Origin of the sequence: Pseudomonas quebecensis (assembly GCF_026410085.1) — a bacterium.
In the GTDB taxonomy this organism is placed as follows: Bacteria; Pseudomonadota; Gammaproteobacteria; order Pseudomonadales; family Pseudomonadaceae; genus Aquipseudomonas; species Aquipseudomonas quebecensis.
Map to the genome: position 1 here is coordinate 4,640,595 of NZ_CP112866.1, position 22,416 is coordinate 4,663,010.

At 63.4% G+C, this 22,416-nt stretch carries 20 protein-coding genes; 14 read left to right on the forward strand and 6 right to left on the reverse strand.

All coding sequences use genetic code 11. The annotated features are described in order from the left end of the window. The first annotated feature begins 149 nt into the window (after positions 1-149). The 6 genes from dusB (at position 150) to OSC50_RS21730 (ending at position 8,221) form a co-directional block, all read left to right on the forward strand. Positions 150-1,163: a tRNA dihydrouridine synthase DusB gene (gene dusB, locus OSC50_RS21705; RefSeq protein WP_034136704.1), complete on the forward strand. Its 1,014-nt coding sequence runs from the start codon at positions 150-152 to the stop codon at positions 1,161-1,163. Further along, the gene (gene fis, locus OSC50_RS21710) at positions 1,160-1,480 is read left to right on the forward strand and encodes a DNA-binding transcriptional regulator Fis (RefSeq protein WP_003221275.1); all 321 of its coding nucleotides are present in this window, start codon (positions 1,160-1,162) and stop codon (positions 1,478-1,480) included. The genes dusB and fis overlap by 4 nt, the downstream gene beginning before the upstream one ends. Before the next feature lie 81 nt (positions 1,481-1,561). Then, positions 1,562-3,169 carry a bifunctional phosphoribosylaminoimidazolecarboxamide formyltransferase/IMP cyclohydrolase gene (gene purH / locus OSC50_RS21715; protein WP_181080891.1) on the forward strand — a complete coding sequence of 536 codons (1,608 nt, stop codon included), beginning with the start codon at positions 1,562-1,564 and terminating at the stop codon, positions 3,167-3,169. Between the two features lie 177 nt (positions 3,170-3,346). Then, the gene (purD, locus tag OSC50_RS21720) at positions 3,347-4,639 is read left to right on the forward strand and encodes a phosphoribosylamine--glycine ligase (protein WP_181080892.1); all 1,293 of its coding nucleotides are present in this window, start codon (positions 3,347-3,349) and stop codon (positions 4,637-4,639) included. A 114-nt stretch (positions 4,640-4,753) separates the two neighbouring features. Further along, positions 4,754-7,525, forward strand: a complete 2,772-nt coding sequence (locus tag OSC50_RS21725; protein ID WP_266245697.1) for a hybrid sensor histidine kinase/response regulator — start codon at positions 4,754-4,756, stop codon at positions 7,523-7,525. A gap of 99 nt (positions 7,526-7,624) precedes the next feature. Then, on the forward strand, positions 7,625-8,221 hold the full coding sequence (locus OSC50_RS21730; RefSeq protein ID WP_003171467.1) for a MarC family protein: 597 nt from the start codon (positions 7,625-7,627) through the stop codon (positions 8,219-8,221). On the opposite strand, the gene OSC50_RS21735 is transcribed toward OSC50_RS21730, so the two are convergent. The 5 genes from OSC50_RS21735 to cobG form a co-directional block, all read right to left on the reverse strand. Beyond that, a complete protein-coding gene (locus OSC50_RS21735) occupies positions 8,218-8,997 on the reverse strand; it encodes a hypothetical protein (RefSeq protein WP_253510252.1) in 780 nt (259 codons plus the stop codon). The two genes, OSC50_RS21730 and OSC50_RS21735, sit on opposite strands and share 4 nt — an antisense overlap. A gap of 224 nt (positions 8,998-9,221) precedes the next feature. Then, complete coding sequence (gene cobJ, locus OSC50_RS21740; RefSeq protein ID WP_266245695.1) at positions 9,222-10,859, reverse strand: precorrin-3B C(17)-methyltransferase; 1,638 nt, start codon at positions 10,857-10,859, stop codon at positions 9,222-9,224. Further along, the gene (locus tag OSC50_RS21745; RefSeq protein WP_181080896.1) at positions 10,859-11,590 is read right to left on the reverse strand and encodes a precorrin-2 C(20)-methyltransferase; all 732 of its coding nucleotides are present in this window, start codon (positions 11,588-11,590) and stop codon (positions 10,859-10,861) included. The genes cobJ and OSC50_RS21745 overlap by 1 nt, the downstream gene beginning before the upstream one ends. Continuing rightward, on the reverse strand, positions 11,590-12,216 hold the full coding sequence (locus tag OSC50_RS21750) for a precorrin-8X methylmutase (RefSeq protein ID WP_253510248.1): 627 nt from the start codon (positions 12,214-12,216) through the stop codon (positions 11,590-11,592). Before OSC50_RS21750 ends, OSC50_RS21745 begins: the two co-directional genes overlap by 1 nt. Beyond that, the gene (gene cobG, locus OSC50_RS21755) at positions 12,209-13,498 is read right to left on the reverse strand and encodes a precorrin-3B synthase (protein WP_286670854.1); all 1,290 of its coding nucleotides are present in this window, start codon (positions 13,496-13,498) and stop codon (positions 12,209-12,211) included. The genes OSC50_RS21750 and cobG overlap by 8 nt, the downstream gene beginning before the upstream one ends. Positions 13,499-13,593: 95 nt before the next feature. On the opposite strand from cobG, the gene cbiE reads away from it, so the two are divergent. Both cbiE and OSC50_RS21765 read left to right on the forward strand, forming a co-directional pair. Then, entirely contained in the window at positions 13,594-14,799 is a 1,206-nt protein-coding gene (gene cbiE / locus OSC50_RS21760) for a precorrin-6y C5,15-methyltransferase (decarboxylating) subunit CbiE (RefSeq protein WP_253510246.1), read from the forward strand. Continuing rightward, positions 14,796-15,530 (forward strand): cobalt-precorrin-6A reductase, encoded by a 735-nt coding sequence (locus OSC50_RS21765; protein ID WP_266245692.1) that lies wholly within the window; start codon positions 14,796-14,798, stop codon positions 15,528-15,530. Before cbiE ends, OSC50_RS21765 begins: the two co-directional genes overlap by 4 nt. 100 nt (positions 15,531-15,630) lie before the next feature. On the opposite strand, the gene OSC50_RS21770 is transcribed toward OSC50_RS21765, so the two are convergent. After that, positions 15,631-15,882, reverse strand: coding sequence for a DUF6124 family protein (locus OSC50_RS21770; RefSeq protein ID WP_253510242.1), 252 nt, complete (start codon positions 15,880-15,882; stop codon positions 15,631-15,633). A gap of 1,117 nt (positions 15,883-16,999) precedes the next feature. On the opposite strand from OSC50_RS21770, the gene OSC50_RS21775 reads away from it, so the two are divergent. From OSC50_RS21775 to OSC50_RS21800, 6 genes are all read left to right on the forward strand, one after another. After that, the gene (locus tag OSC50_RS21775; protein ID WP_253510240.1) at positions 17,000-17,287 is read left to right on the forward strand and encodes an addiction module antidote protein; all 288 of its coding nucleotides are present in this window, start codon (positions 17,000-17,002) and stop codon (positions 17,285-17,287) included. Between the two features lie 97 nt (positions 17,288-17,384). Then, positions 17,385-17,780 (forward strand): DUF2946 domain-containing protein, encoded by a 396-nt coding sequence (locus OSC50_RS21780; RefSeq protein ID WP_253510238.1) that lies wholly within the window; start codon positions 17,385-17,387, stop codon positions 17,778-17,780. A gap of 47 nt (positions 17,781-17,827) precedes the next feature. Further along, positions 17,828-18,310, forward strand: a complete 483-nt coding sequence (locus OSC50_RS21785; protein ID WP_253510236.1) for a copper chaperone PCu(A)C — start codon at positions 17,828-17,830, stop codon at positions 18,308-18,310. A gap of 11 nt (positions 18,311-18,321) precedes the next feature. Continuing rightward, a complete protein-coding gene (locus tag OSC50_RS21790) occupies positions 18,322-18,723 on the forward strand; it encodes a DUF2946 domain-containing protein (RefSeq protein WP_181080906.1) in 402 nt (133 codons plus the stop codon). A gap of 93 nt (positions 18,724-18,816) precedes the next feature. Beyond that, positions 18,817-20,877, forward strand: coding sequence for a TonB-dependent copper receptor (locus tag OSC50_RS21795; RefSeq protein ID WP_253510234.1), 2,061 nt, complete (start codon positions 18,817-18,819; stop codon positions 20,875-20,877). Positions 20,878-20,994: 117 nt separating this feature from the next. Further along, positions 20,995-22,371, forward strand: a complete 1,377-nt coding sequence (locus OSC50_RS21800; RefSeq protein WP_253510232.1) for a PepSY-associated TM helix domain-containing protein — start codon at positions 20,995-20,997, stop codon at positions 22,369-22,371. Positions 22,372-22,416: the final 45 nt, after the last annotated feature.

Sequence of the window (22,416 nt, forward strand, 5' to 3'; positions counted from 1 at the left end):
GACTGCGCGCCGGCCAACCAAACCGGCGGCGATAAAGAAATAACTGTTCAGATTTTATCCAATTCAGCCTTTATCCAGTCATCGAGAGCGGGTATCATGCCAACCCTTTTTCGAACTCTAATGATCCGGCCCCACAACAGGGAAGTCCTATGTCGGCGGTACGCATCGGCCCATATACATTGCAGAACGGCTTGATTCTCGCCCCCATGGCGGGCGTCACCGACCAGCCCTTTCGTCAGCTGTGCAAACGATTGGGCGCCGGGCTGGTCGTGTCGGAAATGGTCACCAGCGACATGAGTCTGTGGAACACCCGCAAGTCGCGGATGCGCATGATCCACGAAGGTGATCCCGAGCCGCGCTCGGTGCAGATCGCCGGGGGTGATGCGCAGATGCTGGCGGATGCGGCCAGAGCCAATGTGGAGCTGGGTGCGCAGATCATCGATATCAACATGGGCTGCCCGGCCAAGAAGGTCTGCAACAAGGCCGCCGGTTCCGCGTTGTTGAAGGATGAGCAGTTGGTTGCCGAGATCCTGCAGGCCGTTGTCGCCGCAGTCGATGTGCCGGTGACCCTAAAGATTCGCACCGGCTGGGACCGGGACAACAAAAACGGCCTGACGGTGGCGAAGATCGCCGAACAGGCAGGCATTACAGCGCTGGCGGTGCATGGCCGCACCCGCGCCGACCTTTACACCGGTGAAGCCGAGTACGACACCATCGCCGCGATCAAGCAGGCGGTGTCGATGCCGGTGTTTGCCAATGGCGACATCGACTCCGCCGAGAAAGCCCGGCGCGTACTTCACGCGACCGGTGCCGATGGCCTGTTGATTGGCCGTGCCGCCCAGGGGCGGCCGTGGATTTTTCGTGAGATCGAGCACTTCCTGCGTACCGGCGAAACCTTGCCGGCACCGGAGCTGATCGAGGTGGAACGCATTCTGCTAGAGCATCTGGCCGCCCTGCACGCCTTCTATGGAGACGTGATGGGAGTACGCATTGCTCGCAAGCATGTCGGCTGGTATCTCGCAACCTTGCCGGGCGCCAAGGAGTTTCGCGCCCACTTCAATCGTTTGGATGATACGGAAGCACAGTGCGCCAACGTTCGTGAGTTCTTCGCCGGACGTTACAAGAGCCTGGTGACAGGGGACGGAGAGGGGGTGGCCGCATGACGATGATGACCGAGACTTTAGTGAGTGGAACAGCACCCGTGAGCGACAACGTCAATTTGAAACAGCACCTCAACACGCCGAGCGAAGAAGGCCAGACCCTTCGCGGGAGTGTCGAGAAGGCGCTGCACAATTATTTCGCCCACCTGGAAGGCGCTTCCGTCACGGACGTCTACAACCTGGTGCTCTCCGAAGTCGAGGCGCCCTTGCTCGAAAGCGTGATGAACTACGTCAAGGGCAACCAGACCAAAGCCAGCGAGCTGCTGGGCCTCAACCGTGGGACCCTGCGCAAAAAGCTCAAGCAGTACGATTTGCTGTAAGCATTCAATCCAACCAGAAAGGCGCCCGCGTAAAAACGGTCGCCTTTTTTGCTGACTCCCTTGCTTTTGATGGAAATTGAAATGACCGACCAGACCACCCGCCTGCCGATCCGCCGCGCCTTGATCAGTGTCTCCGACAAGACCGGGATCCTCGAATTTGCCCGGGAGCTGGAAGCCCTGGGTGTGGAAATCCTCTCCACGGGCGGGACCTTCAAACTGCTGCAGGACAACGGCGTGGCCGCAGTGGAAGTGGCGGACTACACCGGATTCGCAGAAATGATGGATGGCCGGGTCAAGACCCTGCACCCGAAAATCCACGGTGGCATCCTCGGCCGTCGCGGCATCGACGACGCCATCATGAGCGAGCACGGTATCAAGCCGATCGACCTGGTGGCCGTTAACCTCTACCCGTTCGAAGCCACCATCAACAAACCAGGCTGCGACTTGCCGACCGCCATCGAAAACATCGATATCGGCGGCCCGACCATGGTCCGCTCGGCGGCCAAGAACCACAAAGACGTGGCCATCGTGGTCAATGCCAGTGACTACGCCCAGGTACTCGAAAGCCTGAAAGCCGGGGGCCTGACCTACGCCCAGCGTTTCGACCTGATGCTCAAGGCGTTCGAACACACCGCCGCCTACGACGGCATGATCGCCAACTACATGGGCACCGTGAACCAGGCCGCCGAAACCCTCAGCACGGAAGGCCGCAGCCAGTTCCCGCGCACCTTCAACAGCCAGTTCATCAAGGCCCAGGAAATGCGCTACGGCGAGAACCCGCACCAGAGCGCGGCGTTCTACGTGGAAGCCAAGCCGGCCGAAGTGGGCATCGCCACCGCGACCCAACTGCAAGGCAAGGAGCTGTCCTACAACAACGTGGCCGACACCGACGCTGCGCTCGAATGCGTCAAGAGCTTCGTCAAGCCGGCCTGCGTCATCGTCAAACACGCCAACCCGTGCGGCGTGGCCGTCAGCCCGGATGCCGAAGGCGGCATTCGCCAGGCCTACGAACTGGCCTACGCCACCGACACCGAGTCGGCCTTCGGCGGGATCATCGCCTTCAACCGTGAACTGGACGCTGAGACCGCCAAGGCCATCGTCGACCGTCAGTTCGTTGAAGTGATCATCGCCCCAAGCGTCAGTGAAGAAGCTCGCGCCATCGTTGCAGCGAAAGCCAATGTGCGCCTGCTGGCCTGCGGCGAGTGGTCGGCTGACCGCGCAGCGGCCTGGGACTACAAGCGTGTCAATGGCGGCCTGCTGGTCCAGAGCCGCGACATCGGCATGATCGGCGCCGACGACCTGAAAGTGGTAACCCGGCGGGCACCGACCGAGCAGGAGATCCACGACCTGATCTTCGCCTGGAAAGTGGCCAAGTACGTTAAATCCAACGCCATCGTCTACGCCAAGAACCGTCAGACCATCGGTGTCGGCGCCGGCCAGATGAGCCGTGTGAACTCGGCGCGTATCGCCGCGATCAAGGCTGAACACGCCGGTTTGCAGGTAGCGGGTTCGGTGATGGCTTCCGATGCGTTCTTCCCGTTCCGCGACGGTCTGGACAACGCCGCCAAGGCAGGCGTCACCGCCGTGATCCAACCGGGCGGCTCGATGCGCGACGCCGAAGTGATTGCCGCGGCCGACGAAGCTGGCATTGCCATGGTCTTCACCGGCATGCGCCACTTCCGCCACTGATCCACTGCGTGAAGTAGCGAGCTTATAGCTGCAAGCGGCAAGTAAGAGTAGACCGGGATCGCTTTTACTTTCGCTTGCAGCCTCATTCATTAAAGGCTGCGCAACGTAGGGTGAGGCAATGCAGATTGCTTTTAACTTGCCGCTTGCAGCTTTTAACTTCCTTTGAAGGAGTCTGACTTGAATGTTTTGATCATCGGCAGCGGCGGCCGTGAACACGCCCTGGCCTGGAAAGTTGCCCAGGACCCTCGCGTCCAGACAGTTTTCGTCGCCCCCGGCAACGCCGGCACCGCTATCGAAGCCAAGTGTGAAAACGTCGCGATCGACGTACTGGCCCTTGAGCAACTGGCCGACTTCGCCGAAAAAAACGTGTCCCTGACCATCGTCGGCCCGGAAGTACCGCTGGTAGCCGGTGTGGTGGACCTGTTCCGCAGCCGTGGCCTGGACTGCTTCGGCCCCACCGCCGGTGCCGCGCAATTGGAAGGTTCGAAAGCCTTTACCAAGGATTTCCTGGCCCGCCACAAGATCCCGACCGCCGATTACCAGAACTTCACCGAGATCGAGCCGGCCCTGGCTTACCTGCGTGAAAAAGGTGCGCCAATCGTGATCAAGGCCGACGGCCTGGCCGCCGGTAAAGGCGTGATCGTCGCGATGACCCTGCAGGAAGCCGAAGACGCCGTGCGCGACATGCTTGCCGGCAACGCCTTCGGGGAGGCGGGTTCGCGTGTCGTCATCGAAGAATTCCTCGACGGCGAAGAAGCCAGCTTCATCGTGATGGTCGACGGCAAGAACGTGCTGCCAATGGCCACCAGCCAGGACCACAAGCGCGTCGGCGACGGCGATACCGGCCCGAATACCGGCGGCATGGGCGCCTACTCCCCGGCACCGGTGGTCACCGCCGACGTGCACCAGCGCGTCATGGATCTGGTGATCTGGCCGACCGTGCGCGGCATGGCCGACGAAGGCAACGTGTACACCGGTTTTCTCTACGCCGGCCTGATGATCGATAAAGCCGGTAACCCCAAAGTCATCGAGTTCAACTGCCGCTTCGGCGACCCGGAAACCCAACCGGTGATGCTGCGCCTGCAATCGAGCCTGGTACTGCTGGTGGAGGCCGCCCTGGCCCAGGCCCTGGACAAGGTTGAAGCTCAGTGGGACCCACGTCCGAGTGTCGGCATTGTGCTGGCGGCCGGCGGCTACCCTGCCGACTACGCCAAGGGCGACGTGATCGAAGGCCTGGATGCGGCGGCTACGCTGGAAGGCAAGGTGTTCCACGCAGGCACGGCGCTCAAGGATGGCCAGGTCGTCACTGCCGGCGGCCGTGTGTTGTGTGCCACCGCCATGGGCGCCAGTGTCGATGCCGCCCAACAGCAGGCGTATAAACTGGCCGCCAGGATCAACTGGAACGGCTGTTTCTACCGCAAGGACATCGGCTACCGCGCCATTGCCCGCGAACGTGGCCAGAACAGCTGAACAGCGACTACCCAGTAGCTATCCGTTCGGTTAGGCAAGGGCCCAAGGCCCTTGCCGTATACAGGCCTGCCGCGCATAGTTAACCCGTGCATCAACCTACGAAGGGATTTCGCCGTGCGCTGGCTCAGGATCGCCATAGGTTTCACTGTCAGTCTGCTGACGCTGCTCTGCCTGCTCCCGGCCCAGGCCGCCGCGCAAGGCAGTGGCTGGGCAGTATTGCTTGATGAACAGGCCGATCTGCAGTTGAGCGACATCCGCTCCTCTCGCTACACCAATCAATTCAGCCCCATCGAACTGGACCGCATTACCGCTGCGGAACCGGACGGTGCGTTGTGGGTGCGTTTCAGGCTGCAACCCGGCAAGCACGAGCAGGTGCTGCGGGTATTCGCCCCGGACCTGTCGCAACTGAGCCTCTACGTGCTCGACGGCGACACCCTGGTGGAACAACAGAACACCGGCACCCGCCAGCCCCAGGCGCAGCGCCCGCTGCCCAGCAGTGACTTCATGCTGCCGCTGCCGCAGAGCCAGAGACCGCTCGAGGTCTACCTGCGCCTGGTCTCGGAACATGAGCTGCGCCCTTACATCACCCTGGAACCGGCCGTACTGGCGGCCGCCGACCAGACCCAGACGCTGATCTACGGCCTGTTGTTCGGCTGCCTGCTGATGCTGATCCTGCACAACCTCACGCGCTTCGCCTACCACCGCTCGCGCAGCAGCCTGTGGCTGGCGGCCTGCGAAACGTTACTGATGCTCAGCCTGGCGCTGCTGCTCAACCTGGTCGGCCCGTGGCTGCCCAATTGGCATGCGATCCAAACCCCTGGCGCCTACCTGGCCCTGCTGCTGACGGCGCCGTGCGGCCTGATGTTTGCCTATCGCTTCTTCATGCCGCTGGGCCCTCACATGCTGAACCGGCTGTTGATGGCCGACATCCTGCTGATCGTGCTGTGCGGCCTGCTGCTGTTGTTCGTCAACACCTTGCCGCTGAATATCATCACCTACGTCCTGGTGGCCCTGGCGGGCCTGAGCATGTTGTTCGTCTCGGCCTACCATTGGCAGCAAGGCTACCGTCCGGCGCGCCTGTTCGTGGCCGGCATGGTGGTTTTCAATATCGGCACCCTGATCATCCTGCCGGCACTGCTGGGCCTGACGATGGTATCGCCCCAGGGCCTGATCGTGACGCTGCTCGCCTTTATCTGCATCAGCGGCCTGCTGATGAGCCTGGCCTTGGGCGAACGTCAGCGTGCCATTGTCGAGGCACGTTTCAGCCTCAGCCGCGACCTGGCCGCCAGCAATGCCGAAATCGCCGCCAAGGCCGAGTTCCTGGCGAAGATCAGCCACGAAATCCGCACACCGATGAACGGCGTACTGGGCATGACCGAACTGCTGCTCGGCACGCCGCTGTCGGTGAAACAGCGCGACTACGTACAAACCATCCACAGTGCGGGCAACGAACTGCTGACGCTGATTAACGAGATTCTCGACATTTCCAAGCTCGAGTCCGGCCAGATCGAACTGGACGACGTGCAGTTCGACCTCAACGCGCTGATCGACGATTGCCTGAGTATCTTCCGCGCCAAGGCCGAGCAGCAGAACGTCGAGCTGATCAGCTTTATCCAGCCCCAGGTACCCCGCGTCATCAGCGGCGATCCGACGCGCCTGCGCCAGGCCATGTTGAGCCTGCTGGAAAACGCCCTGCATAAAACCGATGAAGGCGAAGTGCTGATCGTGGTGGCCCTGGACGACCGCAGCACCAAGCCTCGCCTGCGCATCGCCGTGCAGGACAGCGGCGTACCGATGGATGCCGCCGAGCGTGACGCCCTGCTGCACAGCGAACTGCACAGCAAGAACTTCCTCTCGGCCACGCGCCTGAGCGGCCACCTGGGGCTGGTGATCGCTCGCCAGCTGATCCTGTTGATGAACGGCGAATTCGGCATCAAGAGCGGCAGCCATCAGGGCAGCACCTTATGGTTGACCCTGCCCCTGGACCCCGAGCGCCTGGAGCACCCGACTTCCGACCTCGACGGCCCGCTCAAAGGCGCCCGCGTGCTGGTGGTGGACGACAACGACACCTGTCGCAAAGTGCTGGTGCAACAATGCTCGGCCTGGGGCCTCAACGTCAGCGCCGTGCCCTCGGGCAAGGAAGCGCTGGCGCTGCTGCGCACCAAGGCGCACTTGCGTGATTACTTCGATGTGGTGCTGCTGGACCAGAACATGCCCGGCATGACCGGCATGCAGTTGGCGGCCAAGATCAAGGAAGACCCGAGCCTGAACCACGACATTCTGTTGATCATGCTCACCGGCATCAGCAATGCGCCCAGCAAGATCATCGCGCGTAACTGCGGGATCAAGCGCATCCTGGCCAAACCGGTGGCCGGCTATACCTTAAAGACGACCCTGGCCGACGAACTGACCCAGCGCAGCAAAGGCAACATTGCGCCGCGCCCCGCCCCCAACGCGCCGGAAGCAGTCACGGTGCCCAGCGACTTCCGCATCCTGGTGGCGGAAGACAACAGCATCTCCACCAAGGTAATTCGCGGCATGCTCGGCAAACTCAACCTCAACCCGGACACCGCCAGCAACGGCGAGGAAGCGCTGGAGGCGATGAAAGCCCAGCGCTATGACCTGGTGTTGATGGACTGCGAAATGCCGATCCTTGATGGCTTCTCAGCCACCCAGCAACTGCGTGCGTGGGAAGTCAGCCACCAACGCATCCGCACGCCGGTGGTGGCGCTCACTGCGCATATCCTCTCGGAGCACAAAGAGCGTGCACGCCAGGCCGGTATGGACGGGCACATGGCCAAGCCGGTGGAGTTGTCGCAGTTGCGCGAGTTGGTGGAGTTCTGGGTGGCGCAGCGCCAACAGCGGCCCGAACACGCCCCGTCCTGACTTGAAATGCAATTGCAATGCGGGAGGGGCTTGCCCCTCCCACATTGCTCTGTGTCGCCTGTTAGACTCTCCCCACTTTTACTGTCGCGAGCCACCCCCATGCTCCACGTGTTATTCAGCGTTTACCTGAAGATGCTGGTGCTCTACAGCCCGTTCTTCGTGTTGTCCTGCTTTATCAGCCTGACCCGTGGTTATTCCAGCAAAGAACGGCGGCGCCTGGCCTGGAAAGTGGCGTTGGCGACCCTGGTTTCCAGCGTATTGCTCTACTTGTTCGGCCGGGTGATTTTCAGTGTGTTCGGTATTACCGTGGACGCGTTTCGCATCGGCGCCGGCAGCGTGTTGTTCATCTCCGCCCTGGGCATGGCCCAGGGCAAGTCGGCGGTGCAGACCGACAACGTGCAGCAGGACGTCACCATTGTGCCGCTGACCATCCCGCTCACCGTCGGCCCCGGCACCATCGGTGCGCTGCTGGTGATGGGCGTCAGCCAGCCGCACTGGGACGACAAACTCACTGCCATCCTCAGCATCGCCCTGGCCAGCCTCACGGTGGGTGTGGTGCTGTATCTGTCCAACCGTATCGAACGCATTCTCGGTGACCAGGGCCTGCAGATTGTCAGCCGCCTCATGGGCCTGTTTGTGTGCGCCCTCGCCGCGCAAATCATCTTCACCGGCGTGCGCGGTTATCTGGTGCCTTAGATCCGGTACTTGGCAATCGCCAAGTGCACCTTGTCGCCGGCGCTCTCGCGCATCAACCGGATGGTTTTTTCGTTGACCACCGAGGTACTCAACACCAGGCAGGTCTGCCCGCTGAAGGCCTCGAACGACGAGCTGTCCCATTCCAGGAACGGCAGCCCCACCTGTTTGCTCGCGCCCTGGGTGCTGTAGGTCACCAGCACCATGGTCAATTCACCGTCCGACTCGGCACAGGACGCCAGGCCAAAATCACCGCCCTGATGCACCATGCTGTTGCGTTTGAACAGCTCGAAAGACGCCGGTTGCTGCTTCAAGGCCTCCAGTGCATCAGCGGCCAGCTTCGGCAGCGCGGCCAGCAGCGGCCCGGACAGCGATGTCGACGCCAGCAACGTGGCGATGAGATTCAGTGCCGCCAGTTGCACCGTCAGGCCCCTGCCGGAACTCGAGACGCGCTCGAAGCGGCTGCGCACCGGCAGCCAGCCCAGGCTGATCATCACCTTGATAAATTCGTCATACCAGGCTTCGCTGCCGCGCTGGATATTCAACACATCGCTGACGTAACTGCTGGCCAGCAGGTAGCTTTTGCGAATGTACTCGCGGTTAAGCCCCGACAGGCCCTCGGCAAACGAAATCACGCCGTTGTTGACCACCGCCGCATTGCTGTCTTCGTCGGTGTCCAACACCTGCGTGACAGGCGCTCCCGGTGCGCCGGGCAGTTTGTAGGCGGCAATCAACTTGCGCCGCTTTGCCGTATTGATCCTTCTGTGATGTCGCTCCATTTCAGTTCTCCACAAGCACCCCACATGGGGCTTGCTTTCACCCTAGTCCAGGGCTCGGCGGCGCTGCCATACGACAAACAACGCTTGCGCACAGCCAGCGTAAAACACTGCCCCGCAATTACGGGGCAGCTCACTGGACGTTCCGGTTTTCGTTGTGCAAAAAAGAAAAAAGCGCCGAAAACACCAGGCGATCACCCAGGGTTTATCGGAGTTTTCATGCAGCCTCAGGCGCCGGGCTTTTCGCCATACCAGCGCGGTGTGTACACCCAGGTACCGCCATCGGCCCGCGCGAATGTGCAGGTGGTGGACGAGCCGATCAGCACCATGGTGCGCATGTCCACCTGGTCCGGGGTGAGTTGACCCAGAGTGGTGACGCGCAGCGTCTGGCCGGGCCGCCCGATATCGCGACCCAGCACTACCGGCGTCTGCGGCGTACGGTGCAGCGCAACGATTTCCAGGGCGCGGCCCAATTGCCACGGGCGCGACCGCGAGATCGGGTTGTAGAACGCCAGCGCCAGGTCGGCCTGGGAGGCGAGGTCCAGGCGCTTTTCAATGATCGACCACGGCTTGAGGTTGTCCGACAGCGACATCACGCAGAAGTCATGGCCCAGCGGCGCGCCGGCCTGGGCGGCGGTGGCCAGGGACGCAGAGACGCCCGGCAGAATTTCCAGCTCGACCTGATGCCAGGCCGGGTCGCTGGAGTCATGCAACGCCTCGATCACCGCAGCCGCCATGGCGAACACACCCGGGTCGCCGGACGACACCACCACCACCGAACGGCCACTGGCGGCCAATTCGAACGCATGGCGTGCGCGCTGCATTTCTTCACGGTTATCGGTGCAGTGCTGCACTTGGTCGTCACGGAACGGCCCGGCCATGCGCACGTAGGTTTCATAACCCAACACGTCGGTGCAGCGCGCCAATTCAGCCTTGACCGCCGGCACCATCAGCTCGGCCGCACCGGGGCCCAGGCCGATCACGGCGAGACGGCCACGCGGGCGCCCTACCTCGGACAGGTCCAGAGGATGCTCGGCAACCTGAATCACGAGGTCGGCGTCCTGCCGGATGCTGGCGAAACGCAGCGGCACAGCCAGTGCCGATGCCGCTTCATGCAACGTCGCCTCGGCCATGTGCGTTTCGCTGGCGAGCAGGCACGCCAGCGATTGCACGGCAATGCCCGCGTCATGCAACGCAGCACGCACACGCTCGGCCAACTGCGCGCCGGGCTTGCAGGTCACGCTCACGTTTTTCGGATAGATCAGCAATTCGTTGGCAACGGCGGCGCGCGCGGCACTGCCCACATGGATCGCCAACCGCGCTTGCGGGTCCTGCGCCAGATTCGCTTGATCCAACCACGGCGCCGCGCCTTCGATACGCACGCTTTGGCCCGCCAGCAAGTCGGACACGAAGCGCTTGCCCAACTCCAGGTCCGCCAGTTCGTAACCTGCGGGTGGGTTGAGCAGGCAGGTGCCGAAGCGCAGCTCACCGCTGGTGGTAATCGCCGCGGCCACGTTCAACGCCGCCGCGATCTCGCGCGCCATGCCGTTGACGCCGCCCAGGCCGCCCAGCAGCGGTACCACTGCGCTGCCATCCTCCGCCACCGCCAGCACGGCGGGCTCTTCGCCTTTTTCCAGCAGTAACGGCGCCAGGGTGCGGATCACGATGCCGGCCGCGCACAAGGCAATCAGCGGCGTGCCTTGCCGGTAAAGCTCGCGCAGTGTGGCGCCGAATTCGTTGTAGGCCTGGTCCGCACCTGCAACGCGCCCCGACAGGCCGTGGATCAGCGCCCCAGGGTAAACCTGCTGGATCCTGCGCGCCGTGGCCAGGCTGCCCTGGCCCAGGATGACAATCGCTGGAGTCATCACCCTTGCCACCGTTCACCGGGCACGATGATCAGCGAGAAGTACGGCGACGACATCGGCTCCACCTGATCCAGCGGCACGATCTTCTGGTTGGCCATGGTGGCGCGCTCCACGTACAGCGCACGCCCGGCCAGGCCGAGTTCTTCGAGTACCTGGCGCACCTTGGGGAAGTTGCGGCCCAGCTTCATGATCACCGCCGCGTCGGCATCGGCCAGGCGACGCTTGAGGTCGTCATGGGGCAACACGCCCGAGAGCACCGACAGGCTCTGGTTGCGATACACCAGCGGCGCGCCAAGTACCGAAGCGCCGCCGAGCATCGAGCACACGCCCGGAATGACCTGCGCTTCGTAGCGCTCGGCCAGACGGTCGTGCAGGTACATATAGGAGCCGTAGAAGAACGGGTCGCCTTCGCAGATCACCGCGACATCGCGGCCGGCGTCCAGGTGCGCGGCCACCTCGACACTGGCGGTGTCGTAGAAATCGCTGATCACCTGCTCGTAGGACAGCGGCGCCGGCAGCGCTTCGGTGGTCACCGGGTACACCAGCGGCATCAGGGTCTGCTGCGCCACCAGGTGGTCTTCGATGATGCCGAAGGCGTTGCCCTTTTTGCCCTTGGCCACGAAGTACGCCACCACCGGCGACTCCCGCAGCAGGCGCAAAGCCTTGACGGTGATCAGCTCCGGGTCGCCGGGGCCGACGCCCAGGCCGAGCAAACGTCCGCGTGCCGGCATTATTCGACCTCCGTGGCGAGTGCATTGACCGCGGCGGCGGCCATGGCGCTGCCGCCCAGGCGGCCTTGCATGATCACAAACGGCACGCCACGGCTGTCGGCCGCGAGCATCGCCTTGGATTCGGCGGCGCCGACGAAACCCACCGGGAAGCCCAGGATCAACGCGGGTTTCGGTGCGCCGGCATCGAGCATTTCCAGCAGGTAGAACAGCGCCGTCGGTGCGTTGCCGATCACTACCACACTGCCCGCCAGATGCGGGCGCCACAGCTCCAGGGCGGCAGCGGAGCGGGTGTTGCCCAACTCTCGCGCCAGCTCGGGAACGCTGTCGTCGCGCAGGGTGCAGATCACGGGGTTGTTGGCCGGCAGGCGCGTGCGGGTCACGCCTTCGGAGACCATCCGCGCATCGCACAGGATCGGCGCGCCGGCGGCCAGCGCATCGCGTCCGGCCTTGCCGGCGCCGTCGGAGAACTGCAGGCCGTCAATGGCATCGACCATGCCGCACGCATGGATCACCCGCACCGCGAGTTTTTCCAGGTCCGCCGGGATCCGCTCCAACCGGGCTTCCGCGCGAATAATGGCGAAGGAGTTGCGATAGATCTCCTGACCGTCGCGGATGTAATCAATCATCGGTGTTGCTCCGTGGACGAGCGCGCAGCACGGCGCCCGCCGCTTCAATGGAAAGGTTGCGCGCGTGCAGCCGGCCGAAACCTGGGTGGGCTGCATCGCGAAAATAGAGGTCGTAGTGGCCGGGGCTCACGGCCAACAAGGTCGCCGGTGCGATATGCGCGGCGGCGCAGGAACGTGGGCAGCCGGACAGGTGCGCCTCCACGCCGGGTGCCTGCGCGGCCAGTTGCATGGCATCGGCCTTGGTGTCGGCCAGGGCTTTGCCGCAGCCGCTGGAACCGGTGCAGGCCACCATGCGGGCCAGCGGTTGATCGGCGCAGCCGAGGAAACCCAATTGCGCCAGGCGTTCGGTCACGGCATGAGGCTTTTCGACATTGGGCAACAGCACGCCTTGCCAGGGGGTGAACCGCAAGGTGCCGTCACCATAGTCACCGGCCAGTTGTGCGGCGCCCTTGAGCATCGTCGAATCCAGGCGGCCCAAGGGGGCGACGGCGGCGACATAAAACTGATTTTTTTGAGGCTGTGGATAAGTGCCAAGGTGCAACAAGGCGCCGCTGGCTGGGCGTTTGAAGTTGTCGATCGGCAGCAGTGGCAGGCGCAGACGGCTCAGCAGGTGGTCCACCCGCACATGGCGCATGCGGGTTTGCTCTGGGGTCGCGAGGTCAAGGAACGCGTCGAGGACGGCCACTACCAACGCGTGCGCTTGGTCCAATCGCACGGCGGCCAGGGGTGCGTCCAGGCCCGGACAACCTGCCAGGCCAAACGCGAGCAACGTCTCGCCCTCGCGCACGAATGCCGATAACCACAGGTCGTGGTGATGTTCGAGCATCGCCAGGGCCTCGCCGCCATCCAGTTGCACGGCGAACTTGGCCGACAGCGCATGAAAGCGCGGATTATTCTCCAGCGTGGCGAGGATCTGCCCCGCCAGTGGGCGGGTGTCGAACAGCATCTGCGGGTCGATACCGGCGCTGGGGCTGAGCATCAGGTTGCGCACGTCGTCACCGGCGGCGTTGCTCGGGCCCAGGCCCGCAGCCAGCAACATCGCGATCAGGGCATCCTGCTCGGCGCCGATCCCGCGAATCTGCAGGTTGGCGCGGTTGGTCGCCTCGATCACCCCGCCGGCATAGGCCTGGGCCGCGTCAGCCACGGCGTGGGCCTGGGCCGCGCTGATCGAACCGCCGGCCAGCTTGATCCGGCAAATGCCGCCATCCAGCGCCTGGACAATACGCAGCAACCCCGGACAAGCCGAGGGGCGCAAGGTGTTCAGGGCGGGCGTTGGGTTCACGGGGCTACCGGTTCACGGGTAAAGGCGCGGTATTATGCCTGCTTTGTCCGGCGGCATGAAAAGCCTGCCCGTCGGATGTCGTTCAAGGAATCAATATGTCGCCCTGGCTGACGGTAGTAGGCATCGGTGAAGACGGCTTCAAGGGGCTGGGCAGGAATGCCCGGCATGCCTTGTTGCGCGCCACGCGGATCATAGGGGGTCAGCGCCAGTTGGACCTGTTGCCGGTGTGCATTCGCGGTGAGCGCCAGTTGTGGCCGAGCCCGTTCTCCCTGGAGCCGGTACTGGCGCGGCGCGGTACGCCTGTGTGTGTGCTGGCCAGTGGCGATCCGATGTTCTATGGCGTAGGCGCGAGCCTGGCGCGACAGATCGCGGCTGAAGAGTTGCTGATTGTGCCCGCGCCGTCGTCGGTGTCCCTTGCCGCCGCGCGTTTGGGCTGGCCGTTACAGGACGTGGTGACATTATCGGTAGTGGCGCGGCCCGTCGCGGCCATCAACGCGCATCTGGCCAGTGGGGTGCGCCTGTTAGTGCTGAGTAATGACGGTGGCAGCCCCGCATTGATCGCTGCGGTGTTGACCGAGGCCGGGTTCGGGCCCAGCCGATTGAGCGTGTTTGAACACTTGGGCGGGACGAATGAGCAACGTATCGACGGCCTGGCCGCGGATTGGCAGCACCAGTCGGCTGCGGATCTGAACCTGGTCGCCATCGAGTGCCTGGCGTCTCCCGACACGCCGTGCCTGTCGCGTCTGGCAGGCCTGCCGGATAGCGCCTTCAAGCACGACGGCCAACTGACCAAGCGCGATGTGCGCGCCATGACCCTCGCGCGCCTGGCCCCCATGCCGGGCGAGCTGCTGTGGGATGTGGGCGCGGGCAGCGGTTCCATCGGTATCGAATGGATGCGCACTCATCCCAGTTGCCGTGCCCTGGCGATTGAAGCCGACGCAGGCCGCCAGGACTTGATCGAACACAATCGCGACGCCCTCGGCGTGCCCGGCCTGCACCTGGTACGCGGCACCGCCCCGGACGCCTTGCATGGCCTGCCGACGCCCGACGCCATCTTCATCGGCGGCGGCGTCACCCGCGACGGCGTACTCGACAGCTGCTGGCAACAGCTGCGCCCCGGTGGTCGCTTGGTTGCCAATGCCGTGACCCTGCAAAGCGAAATGACCCTGATGAACTGGCGCGCGGAGCACGGCGGCGAACTGACGCGCATCCACGTGGCCCAGGCGCAGCCGTTGGGCGAGTTCGATACGTGGCGCCAGGCGCTGCCGATCACCTTGCTTGAAGTGACCAAGCCGCTATGAAACGGATTCTGCTGCTGGGCGGCGTGACCGAAGCGTTGGCCATCGCGCGAACCTTGGGGCCGGAGCATATCTACAGCCTGGCGGGCGTGGGACGTGTGTCGACCGACCTCACCTGCCAAGTGCGCGTTGGCGGCTACGGTGGAGCCGAAGGCTTGGCCCGGTTCGTTCGCGCTGAACGGATCAGCCTGATCCTCGACGCGACCCATCCGTATGCGGCGCAGATCAGCCGCAATGCCGCCGAGGCTGCACGGTTGAGTCACATCCCCTGCTGGGCGCTGCGGCGTCCGGCGTGGAAGCCGCAGGCCGGGGATGATTGGCGCGAAGTGAGTGATTGGGCCGAGTTGATCGAAGCATTGAAACCGTTCAAGCGGCCGCTGTTCACCTTGGGTCGCGAACCGTTGCAGCACCTCGACGAAATCCCCGCCGGGCAATTCTGGACACTGCGCGCGCTGGATATGTACCCCGGCAATGAGCGCTGTGAAGTGATCGGCGCACGCGGACCGTTTCTGCTCGAAGATGAACGCGCGTTGTTTGAACGGCGTGGGATTGATGTGCTGATCAGCAAGAACAGTGGCAGCACGGCCACCGAGCCGAAGCTGGAAGTGGCGCGGGAACGTGGGGTGCCGGTGTTGGTGTTGAAGCGGCCGGTGTTGGCGGCGGTGGAACGGGAATTCACAACGGTGTCAGCGCTGCTACAGGCAATACACACTCGTGGAGCACCACAAACCTAATGTGGGAGGGGGCTTGCCCCCGATGGCGGTGGTTCAGCCAGCAAATCAGCGACTGACACTGTGCTATCGGGGCAAGCCCCCCACCTTGTTTGCGGTGGTGCTAGCGGCTTGTGGCTGTCGCTTGCCCGACACCACTGTGCACACGATCTGCCAGTAACTGCGCCAGCTCGATCAACTGCGCAACGCCCAGTAATTCCTCGCGTTTCATGCCCTCCAGATCAAAAGCCAGATCGCAACTCAGCGCATTGGCCGAGGCGAGTGTTTCGCTGAGGTTGACCAGCAGGTCTTCGGTGCTGATGCCATCGGCCACGGTGAACAGCCGGACGGGGGGATTGGGGGTGGGTTTGATCATTGTGAAGCTCCTTAATCTAAGTGGAGCTGCCATTGATCGCCGCGACGCGATGGGGGTGGCAGCTGTGCGCAGGTTCGCGGACCGGAGATTAAGGAAGCCGGCATACCCGAAGGTATCCCGCGCACAGCCACCATAGCGCCACACAGTAGACGATAAAAAAGCGTCAACTGAAAGGAGGCAATGCTTAATCAATCCGGGCCGCGACGCCCGTCCGCTGCGTTTGCAGCGGTGTACGGAGACTAGAGACCGAGTGTCCTAGGGACAACCTCAAATCCTTGTCGGAAATTTCTGCTTGTACGAATAACCAGCCAAACGGCCAGCGACCAAGATCGTTCCCACGCTCCCGCGTGGGAATGCAGCCCGTGACGCTCCGCGTCACCTGTGCGCAGTAGTCGAAACTTGCAGCGCTTGGCGGGACGCGGAGCGTCCCAGGCGGCATTCCCACGCAGAGCGTGGGAACGAGGTTCATCGGCTTCTGAGCGTCGATCGTTCCCACGCTCCCGCGTGGGAATGCAGCCCGTGACGCTCCGCGTCACCTGTGCCCCGTAGCCGAAACTTGCAGCGCTTGGCGGGACGCGGAGCGTCCCAGGAGGCATTCCCACGCGGAGCGTGGGAACGAGGTTCATCGGCTTCTGAGCGTCGATCGTTCCCACGCTCCCGCGTGGGAATGCAGCCCGTGACGCTCCGCGTCACCTGTGCGCAGTAGTCGAAACTTGCAGCGCTTGGCGGGACGCGGAGCGTCCCAGGCGGCATTCCCACGCAGAGCGTGGGAACGAGGTTCATCGGCTTCTGAGCGTCGATCGTTCCCACGCACCCGCGTGGGAATGCAGCCCGTGACGCTCTGCGTCACCTGTGCCCAGTAGCCGAAACTTGCAGCGCTTGGCGGGACGCGGAGCGTCCCAGGAGTCATTCCCACGCAGAGCGTGGGAACGAGGTTCATCGGCTTCTGAGCGTCGATCGTTCCCACGCTCCGCGTGGGAATGCAGCCCGTGACGCTCCGCGTCACCTGTGCGCAGTAGTCGAAACTCGCAGCGCTTGGCGGGACGCGGAGCGTCCCAGGAGGCACTCCCACGCAGAGCGTGGGAACGATCACAACTTTGAAAAAAAGGAGTAGCTCATGAATGAATTCACTGACTTCGACGTCGCAGAGCACCTAAAAACCCCCGAGGATATGGCCGAATATCTTGAAGCGTGCTTCGAAGAAGATACGGGTGACGGCCTGCTGATCCGTTCAGCACTCAACAACATCGCCCGCGCCCAAGGCATGACCCAAGTAGCCCGCGACGCCGGCCTCGGCAGAGAAAGTCTGTACAAAGCCCTCTCCAGCACTGGCAATCCCGAGTTCGCGACTATCATGAAAGTCATGAAAGCGCTGGGCCTCAAGCTTCACGCCACGGCGATCTGATGGCACTGCGACACCAAACCACACCACGGTTTTTTACTTATCCCCGCCGATCAGGCTAAATACCCGCCTGATCGTTTAACCCTACGGATTGTCCGCCATGGCCCGTCAACGCTTTGCAATTGCCTGGATCGCCTGCCTTGCAGTGCTGTTCAATGCGTTTGCCATGCCGCTGGCCGGAGCGATGCAACAGTCCAAGGACCCCGTACAGCAAATGCTGTGGGGCAGTTTCTGTTCGTCCAATGGCGCCAGCCTGAAGACCATCGCCCTGGGCAAGCTGGAGATTCCGTCGCCGCAGCAGGACGATCACTCCACCATGCAGCATTGCTGGTGTTGCTCGGGCTCACCTTCGTTGGTGGCGTTGCCGGGGCACGCGCCGCAGTTGTACCTCACGCAATTCACTGCATCACAGCACCTGCCACCACCCCAGTTGCAAAACCCAACCCCGCGCCAGCAATGGCCGAGCCTCAACCCCCGCGCCTCTCCAACGGTCTGATCTTCTTCGCAAGTGAACTGCGTTTAGAACCGTTCTGGAGAACTGCCATGCTTAAATCTTCCCTGCTTCTGGCCGCGTTGCTGCTGCCGGTGTTCAGTGCTGCCAATGCCGAAGACTACAAGGCCGGCGACTTGTTGGTCAGCGATCCCTGGTCCCAGGAGTTGCCGCCCAACGCGCCCACCGTCGCCGCGTATTTCGTGGTGCATAACACCGCCGAATCGCCGGACCGCCTGCTCAGCGCCGAGACGCCAGTGGCGGAAAAGGCCGAGCTGCATGAGCACGTCATGCAAGGCGCCCTGATGAAAATGCAACAGGTGCGCACCGTGGCCGTACCGGCTAAAGGCGACCTGACTTTCGCCCCGATGGCCTACCACGTGATGTTGCTTGGCCTCAAGGATCGCAGCCTGTTGGCCGATGGCAAACAGTTCCCGCTGACCCTGACCTTCGAAAAGGCAGGCAAGGTCGAGGTGCAAGTGTCAGTGCAGAAAATGCCGCCCATGGCCAGTCACGAGCACCAGCACCCGCAATAGGCTGAAGCTCGATGGGCGCCCCCCGCGCCAGGCTATCTCCACACCGCCGCATGATGCGCGGCAGTTGGATCAGCCTGTTCGCCATGCTGATGATCTTTATCGGTCCGCTGATTTCCCAAGCGATGCCGATGGATCATCACGCCGGTATGTCCATGGAAATGCCCATGGAGATGCCCGCTGACCACGGCGACTCCCATCACCCCAAAGCCCCCGACGAGCATCACGCGCTGTGGGCCAAATGCGGCTATTGCGACCTGCTGTTCAGTTGCCCGGCGCTGCCCGGCAGCGTGTCATTCGTGGCCCTCGGTACCCCGCCGCCGGCCAACGCCCTCACCCCCGCCACACGCCTGGGCCATGCCCGGCAGAGCATCTTCCCCGGCGCCCGCAGCCGTGCGCCACCCATCGCAACGTAAGCACTTAACCGCGTTACTTCACCCCGGCCGACTTTAGACAGACAGCCGCAGGCTGCTGGCCGTGTTGTTTACGATTGATTGATGGAATTTGTCATGTCCAGGTTTTCTGCTGACTCCCGTTTGGGAAGTACCCCCCTGCTCGCCGCCTTATGCGGTGCACTGCTGGCGCCCCATGTCCATGCCGACGAGCATGAACTGAGCCCTACCGTAATCACCGCGATCGCCCCCAGCTCGCCGCTGACCGTGGTCACCAACCCAAAAGATCCACGCCAACCGGTGCCCGCCAGTGACGGCGGTGACTACCTCAAGACCATTCCCGGCTTCGCCCTGGTGCGCAATGGCGGCACCAATGGCGACCCGGTGCTGCGCGGCATGTTCGGCTCACGCCTGAATATCCTCACCAACGGAAGCATGATGCTCGGTGCCTGCCCCGGCCGTATGGATGCGCCCACCTCCTACATCTCGCCGGAAACCTACGACACTCTCACCGTGATCAAAGGCCCGCAAACCGTACTCTGGGGCCCGGGCGCTTCGGCCGGCACGATCCTGTTCGACCGTGAGCCGGAGCATTTCGGCGAACTGGGCACGCGGCTCAACGCCAGTGTGCTGGCCGGTTCCAACGGGCGCTTCGACAAGGTCGTCGATGCCGCCGCCGGCGGGCCGTTGGGCTACGTGCGAGTGATCGGCAACCAGGCTCACGCCGATGACTACAAGGACGGCAATAACGACACGGTCGCCTCGCGCTATGACAAGTGGAACGGTGACGTTGCGGTGGGTTTCACCCCCGACGCCGACACTTTGCTGGAACTCACCGCCGGCCGTGGCGACGGGCAAGCGCGCTACGCCGGGCGCGGCATGGACGGTTCGCAGTTCCTGCGCGAAAGCCTGGGCCTGCGCTTCGAGAAATCGAACATCGGCGAGGTGCTGGACAAGGTCGAAGCCCAGGTCTACTACAACTACGCCGACCACGTGATGGACAACTACAGCCTGCGCACGCCGTCGGGCACCGGGATGATGGCCGGGCCTATGGCCTCCAACGTCGACCGGCGCACCCTCGGCGCCCGCATCAAGGCCACCTGGCGCTGGGCCGATGTGCAGTTGATCGGCGGCCTGGACGCGCAGACCAACGAACACCGCCAGCGCAGCAGCATGGGCATCGACACTTACAAGGATCTGCCACGCGAAAAGGACGCCGACTTTCACAACTACGGGGTGTTCGGCGAACTCACCTGGTACGCCGCCGACCGCGATCGCCTGGTCAGCGGCGCGCGCCTGGACCGCGCCTCGGCCAGGGATTTTCGCCAGACCACGGGGTCGGGCATGAGCAAACGGCCCAACCCCACCGCCGATGACACCCGTGCCGACACATTGCCCTCGGGCTTTATGCGCTACGAGCACGACCTGGAGGACAGCCCCACTACTGTCTACGCCGGGCTCGGCCACTCGCAGCGGTTCCCGGATTACTGGGAGCTGTTTTCGCCCAACACCGGCGCGGTCGGTTCGGTGAATGCATTCGAGGGCGTAAAGCCGGAGAAAACCACCCAGCTCGACGTCGGCGCGCAGTACAAAGCTGACAACCTGGAAGCCTGGGCATCGGGCTACGTCGGCCAGGTGCGCGACTTCATCCTGTTCGATTACAAGCCCGGCATGATGGGCACCACCTCCCAGGCGCGCAATGTGGACGCGCGCATCATGGGCGGTGAACTGGGCGCGGCTTACAAATTGACCCAGCACTGGAAAGCCGATGCGACCCTGGCCTACGCCTGGGGCAAAAACAGCAGCGACGGCAAGGCCCTGCCGCAAATGCCGCCGTTGGATACACGCCTGGGCCTCACCTACAGCGAAGACGACTGGAGCGCCGGCGCCCTGTGGCGGGTGGTGGCGGCGCAAAACCGCATCGACCCGAACAAGGGCAACGTGGTCGGCAAGGACTACGACAGGAGCGGCGGTTTCGGCGTGTTCTCTTTGAACGCGGCTTATCGCATCAACAAGAACTTCAAGGTCAGCACTGGCGTCGACAACCTGTTCGGCAAAGCCTACGCCGAGCACCTGAACCTGGCCGGCAACGCCGGGTTCGGCTACCCGGCGAGCGATCCGCAGGCCATCAAGGAGCCGGGGCGCACGCTTTGGACCAAGGTGGACATGAGCTTCTAAAAGCATCGGGGGCAAGCCCCCTCCCACATTTTGGAATGCATTCCAATGTGGGAGGGGGCTTGCCCCCGATGGCGGTGTATCTGACACAAAAAAATCAAAGCCTTTGCGGAGCCCCCAATGACCACTCAAAAAGTTTCCTTCTACAACCTGGCCTGGCGCTGGCACTTCTACGCGGGCCTCTTCGTCGCCCCCTTCATGGTGCTGCTGGCCCTGACCGGCATCATCTACCTGTTCAAACCCCAGCTCGACCCGCTGATGTACGGCGACCTGCTCAAGGTGCAAAGCGCCGAGCACGCGCTGAGTGCCGACGAGCAACTGCAACGCGCTCAAGCCGCCTTTCCCCAGGGCAAGATCAGCAAATACCTACCGCCGGCCACCGCCACCAGCAGCGCACAGTTTGTGATGCACAACGATGGCCGCGAAGTGACGGTGTTTGTCGACCCCTATCGCGGCACCGTGCTCGGCGAGCAGGACGCCCAATACAATCTGCAAGCCATCGCCCGCGCGCTGCATGGTGAATTGATGATCGGCACCACCGGCGATCGCTTGGTAGAACTCGCCGCCGGTTGGGGCGTGATGCTGGTGGTGTCCGGCCTGTACCTGTGGTGGCCGCGCGGCAAGTCTTCAGCCGGCGTGCTGTGGCCACGTCTCGGCAGTCGCGGGCGGCTGTTCTGGCGCGACCTGCATGCGTTGGTCGGCTTTTGGGGCGCGGCATTCCTGCTGGTGATGCTGCTCAGCGGCATGACGTGGACCGGCTTCTGGGGCAAGCAATACGCCGACCTGTGGAACCGCTTCCCGGCAGCGATGTGGAACAGCGTGCCGCAGTCCGATCAGCAAGCACGGGTACTCAACACCGCGACGCAACAGACCGTGCCCTGGGCCATGGAAAACACGCCGATGCCAATGTCCGGCGACCACGCCGAACACATGAACCACGGCGCCATGCACGCCGCCCCCGCAGCGCCGGCCATCAGCCTGCAACAAGTGGTCGACCTGGCCACCGCGCGCCAAGTCGAGCCCGGCTACAGCATCACCTTCCCCACCACCGCCGAGGGCGTATTCACCATTGCGGTGTTCGCCGACGACCCGCGCAACGACGCGACCCTGCATGTGGACCAATACACCGGCAAGGTCCTGGCCGACGTACGCTGGGCGCATTACAACCTGGTCGCACGGGCCACCGAGACCGGAGTGATGCTGCACGAAGGCAAGATGTTCGGCTGGGTCAACCAACTGATCGTGCTGCTGATCTGCCTGATGATTCTGCTCAGCGCCGTCAGTGGCGTGGTGATCTGGTGGAAGCGCCGGCCCCAGGGCGGGCTCGGGGTGCCGCCGCTGCGTCATGACCTGCCGAGGTGGAAAACCGCGATGGGCATCATGCTGGCGCTGGCGATTATCTTCCCCTTGGTCGGCGCCTCGTTGATTGCGGTGTGGCTGCTGGATCGCCTGGTGCTGTCGCGGTGGTTCGGGCAACGGGGATCGGCGCGCGCATGACGTAGGAAGGGCCGACGCACCAGTGCAGTGCCGGCCCCGCACCAC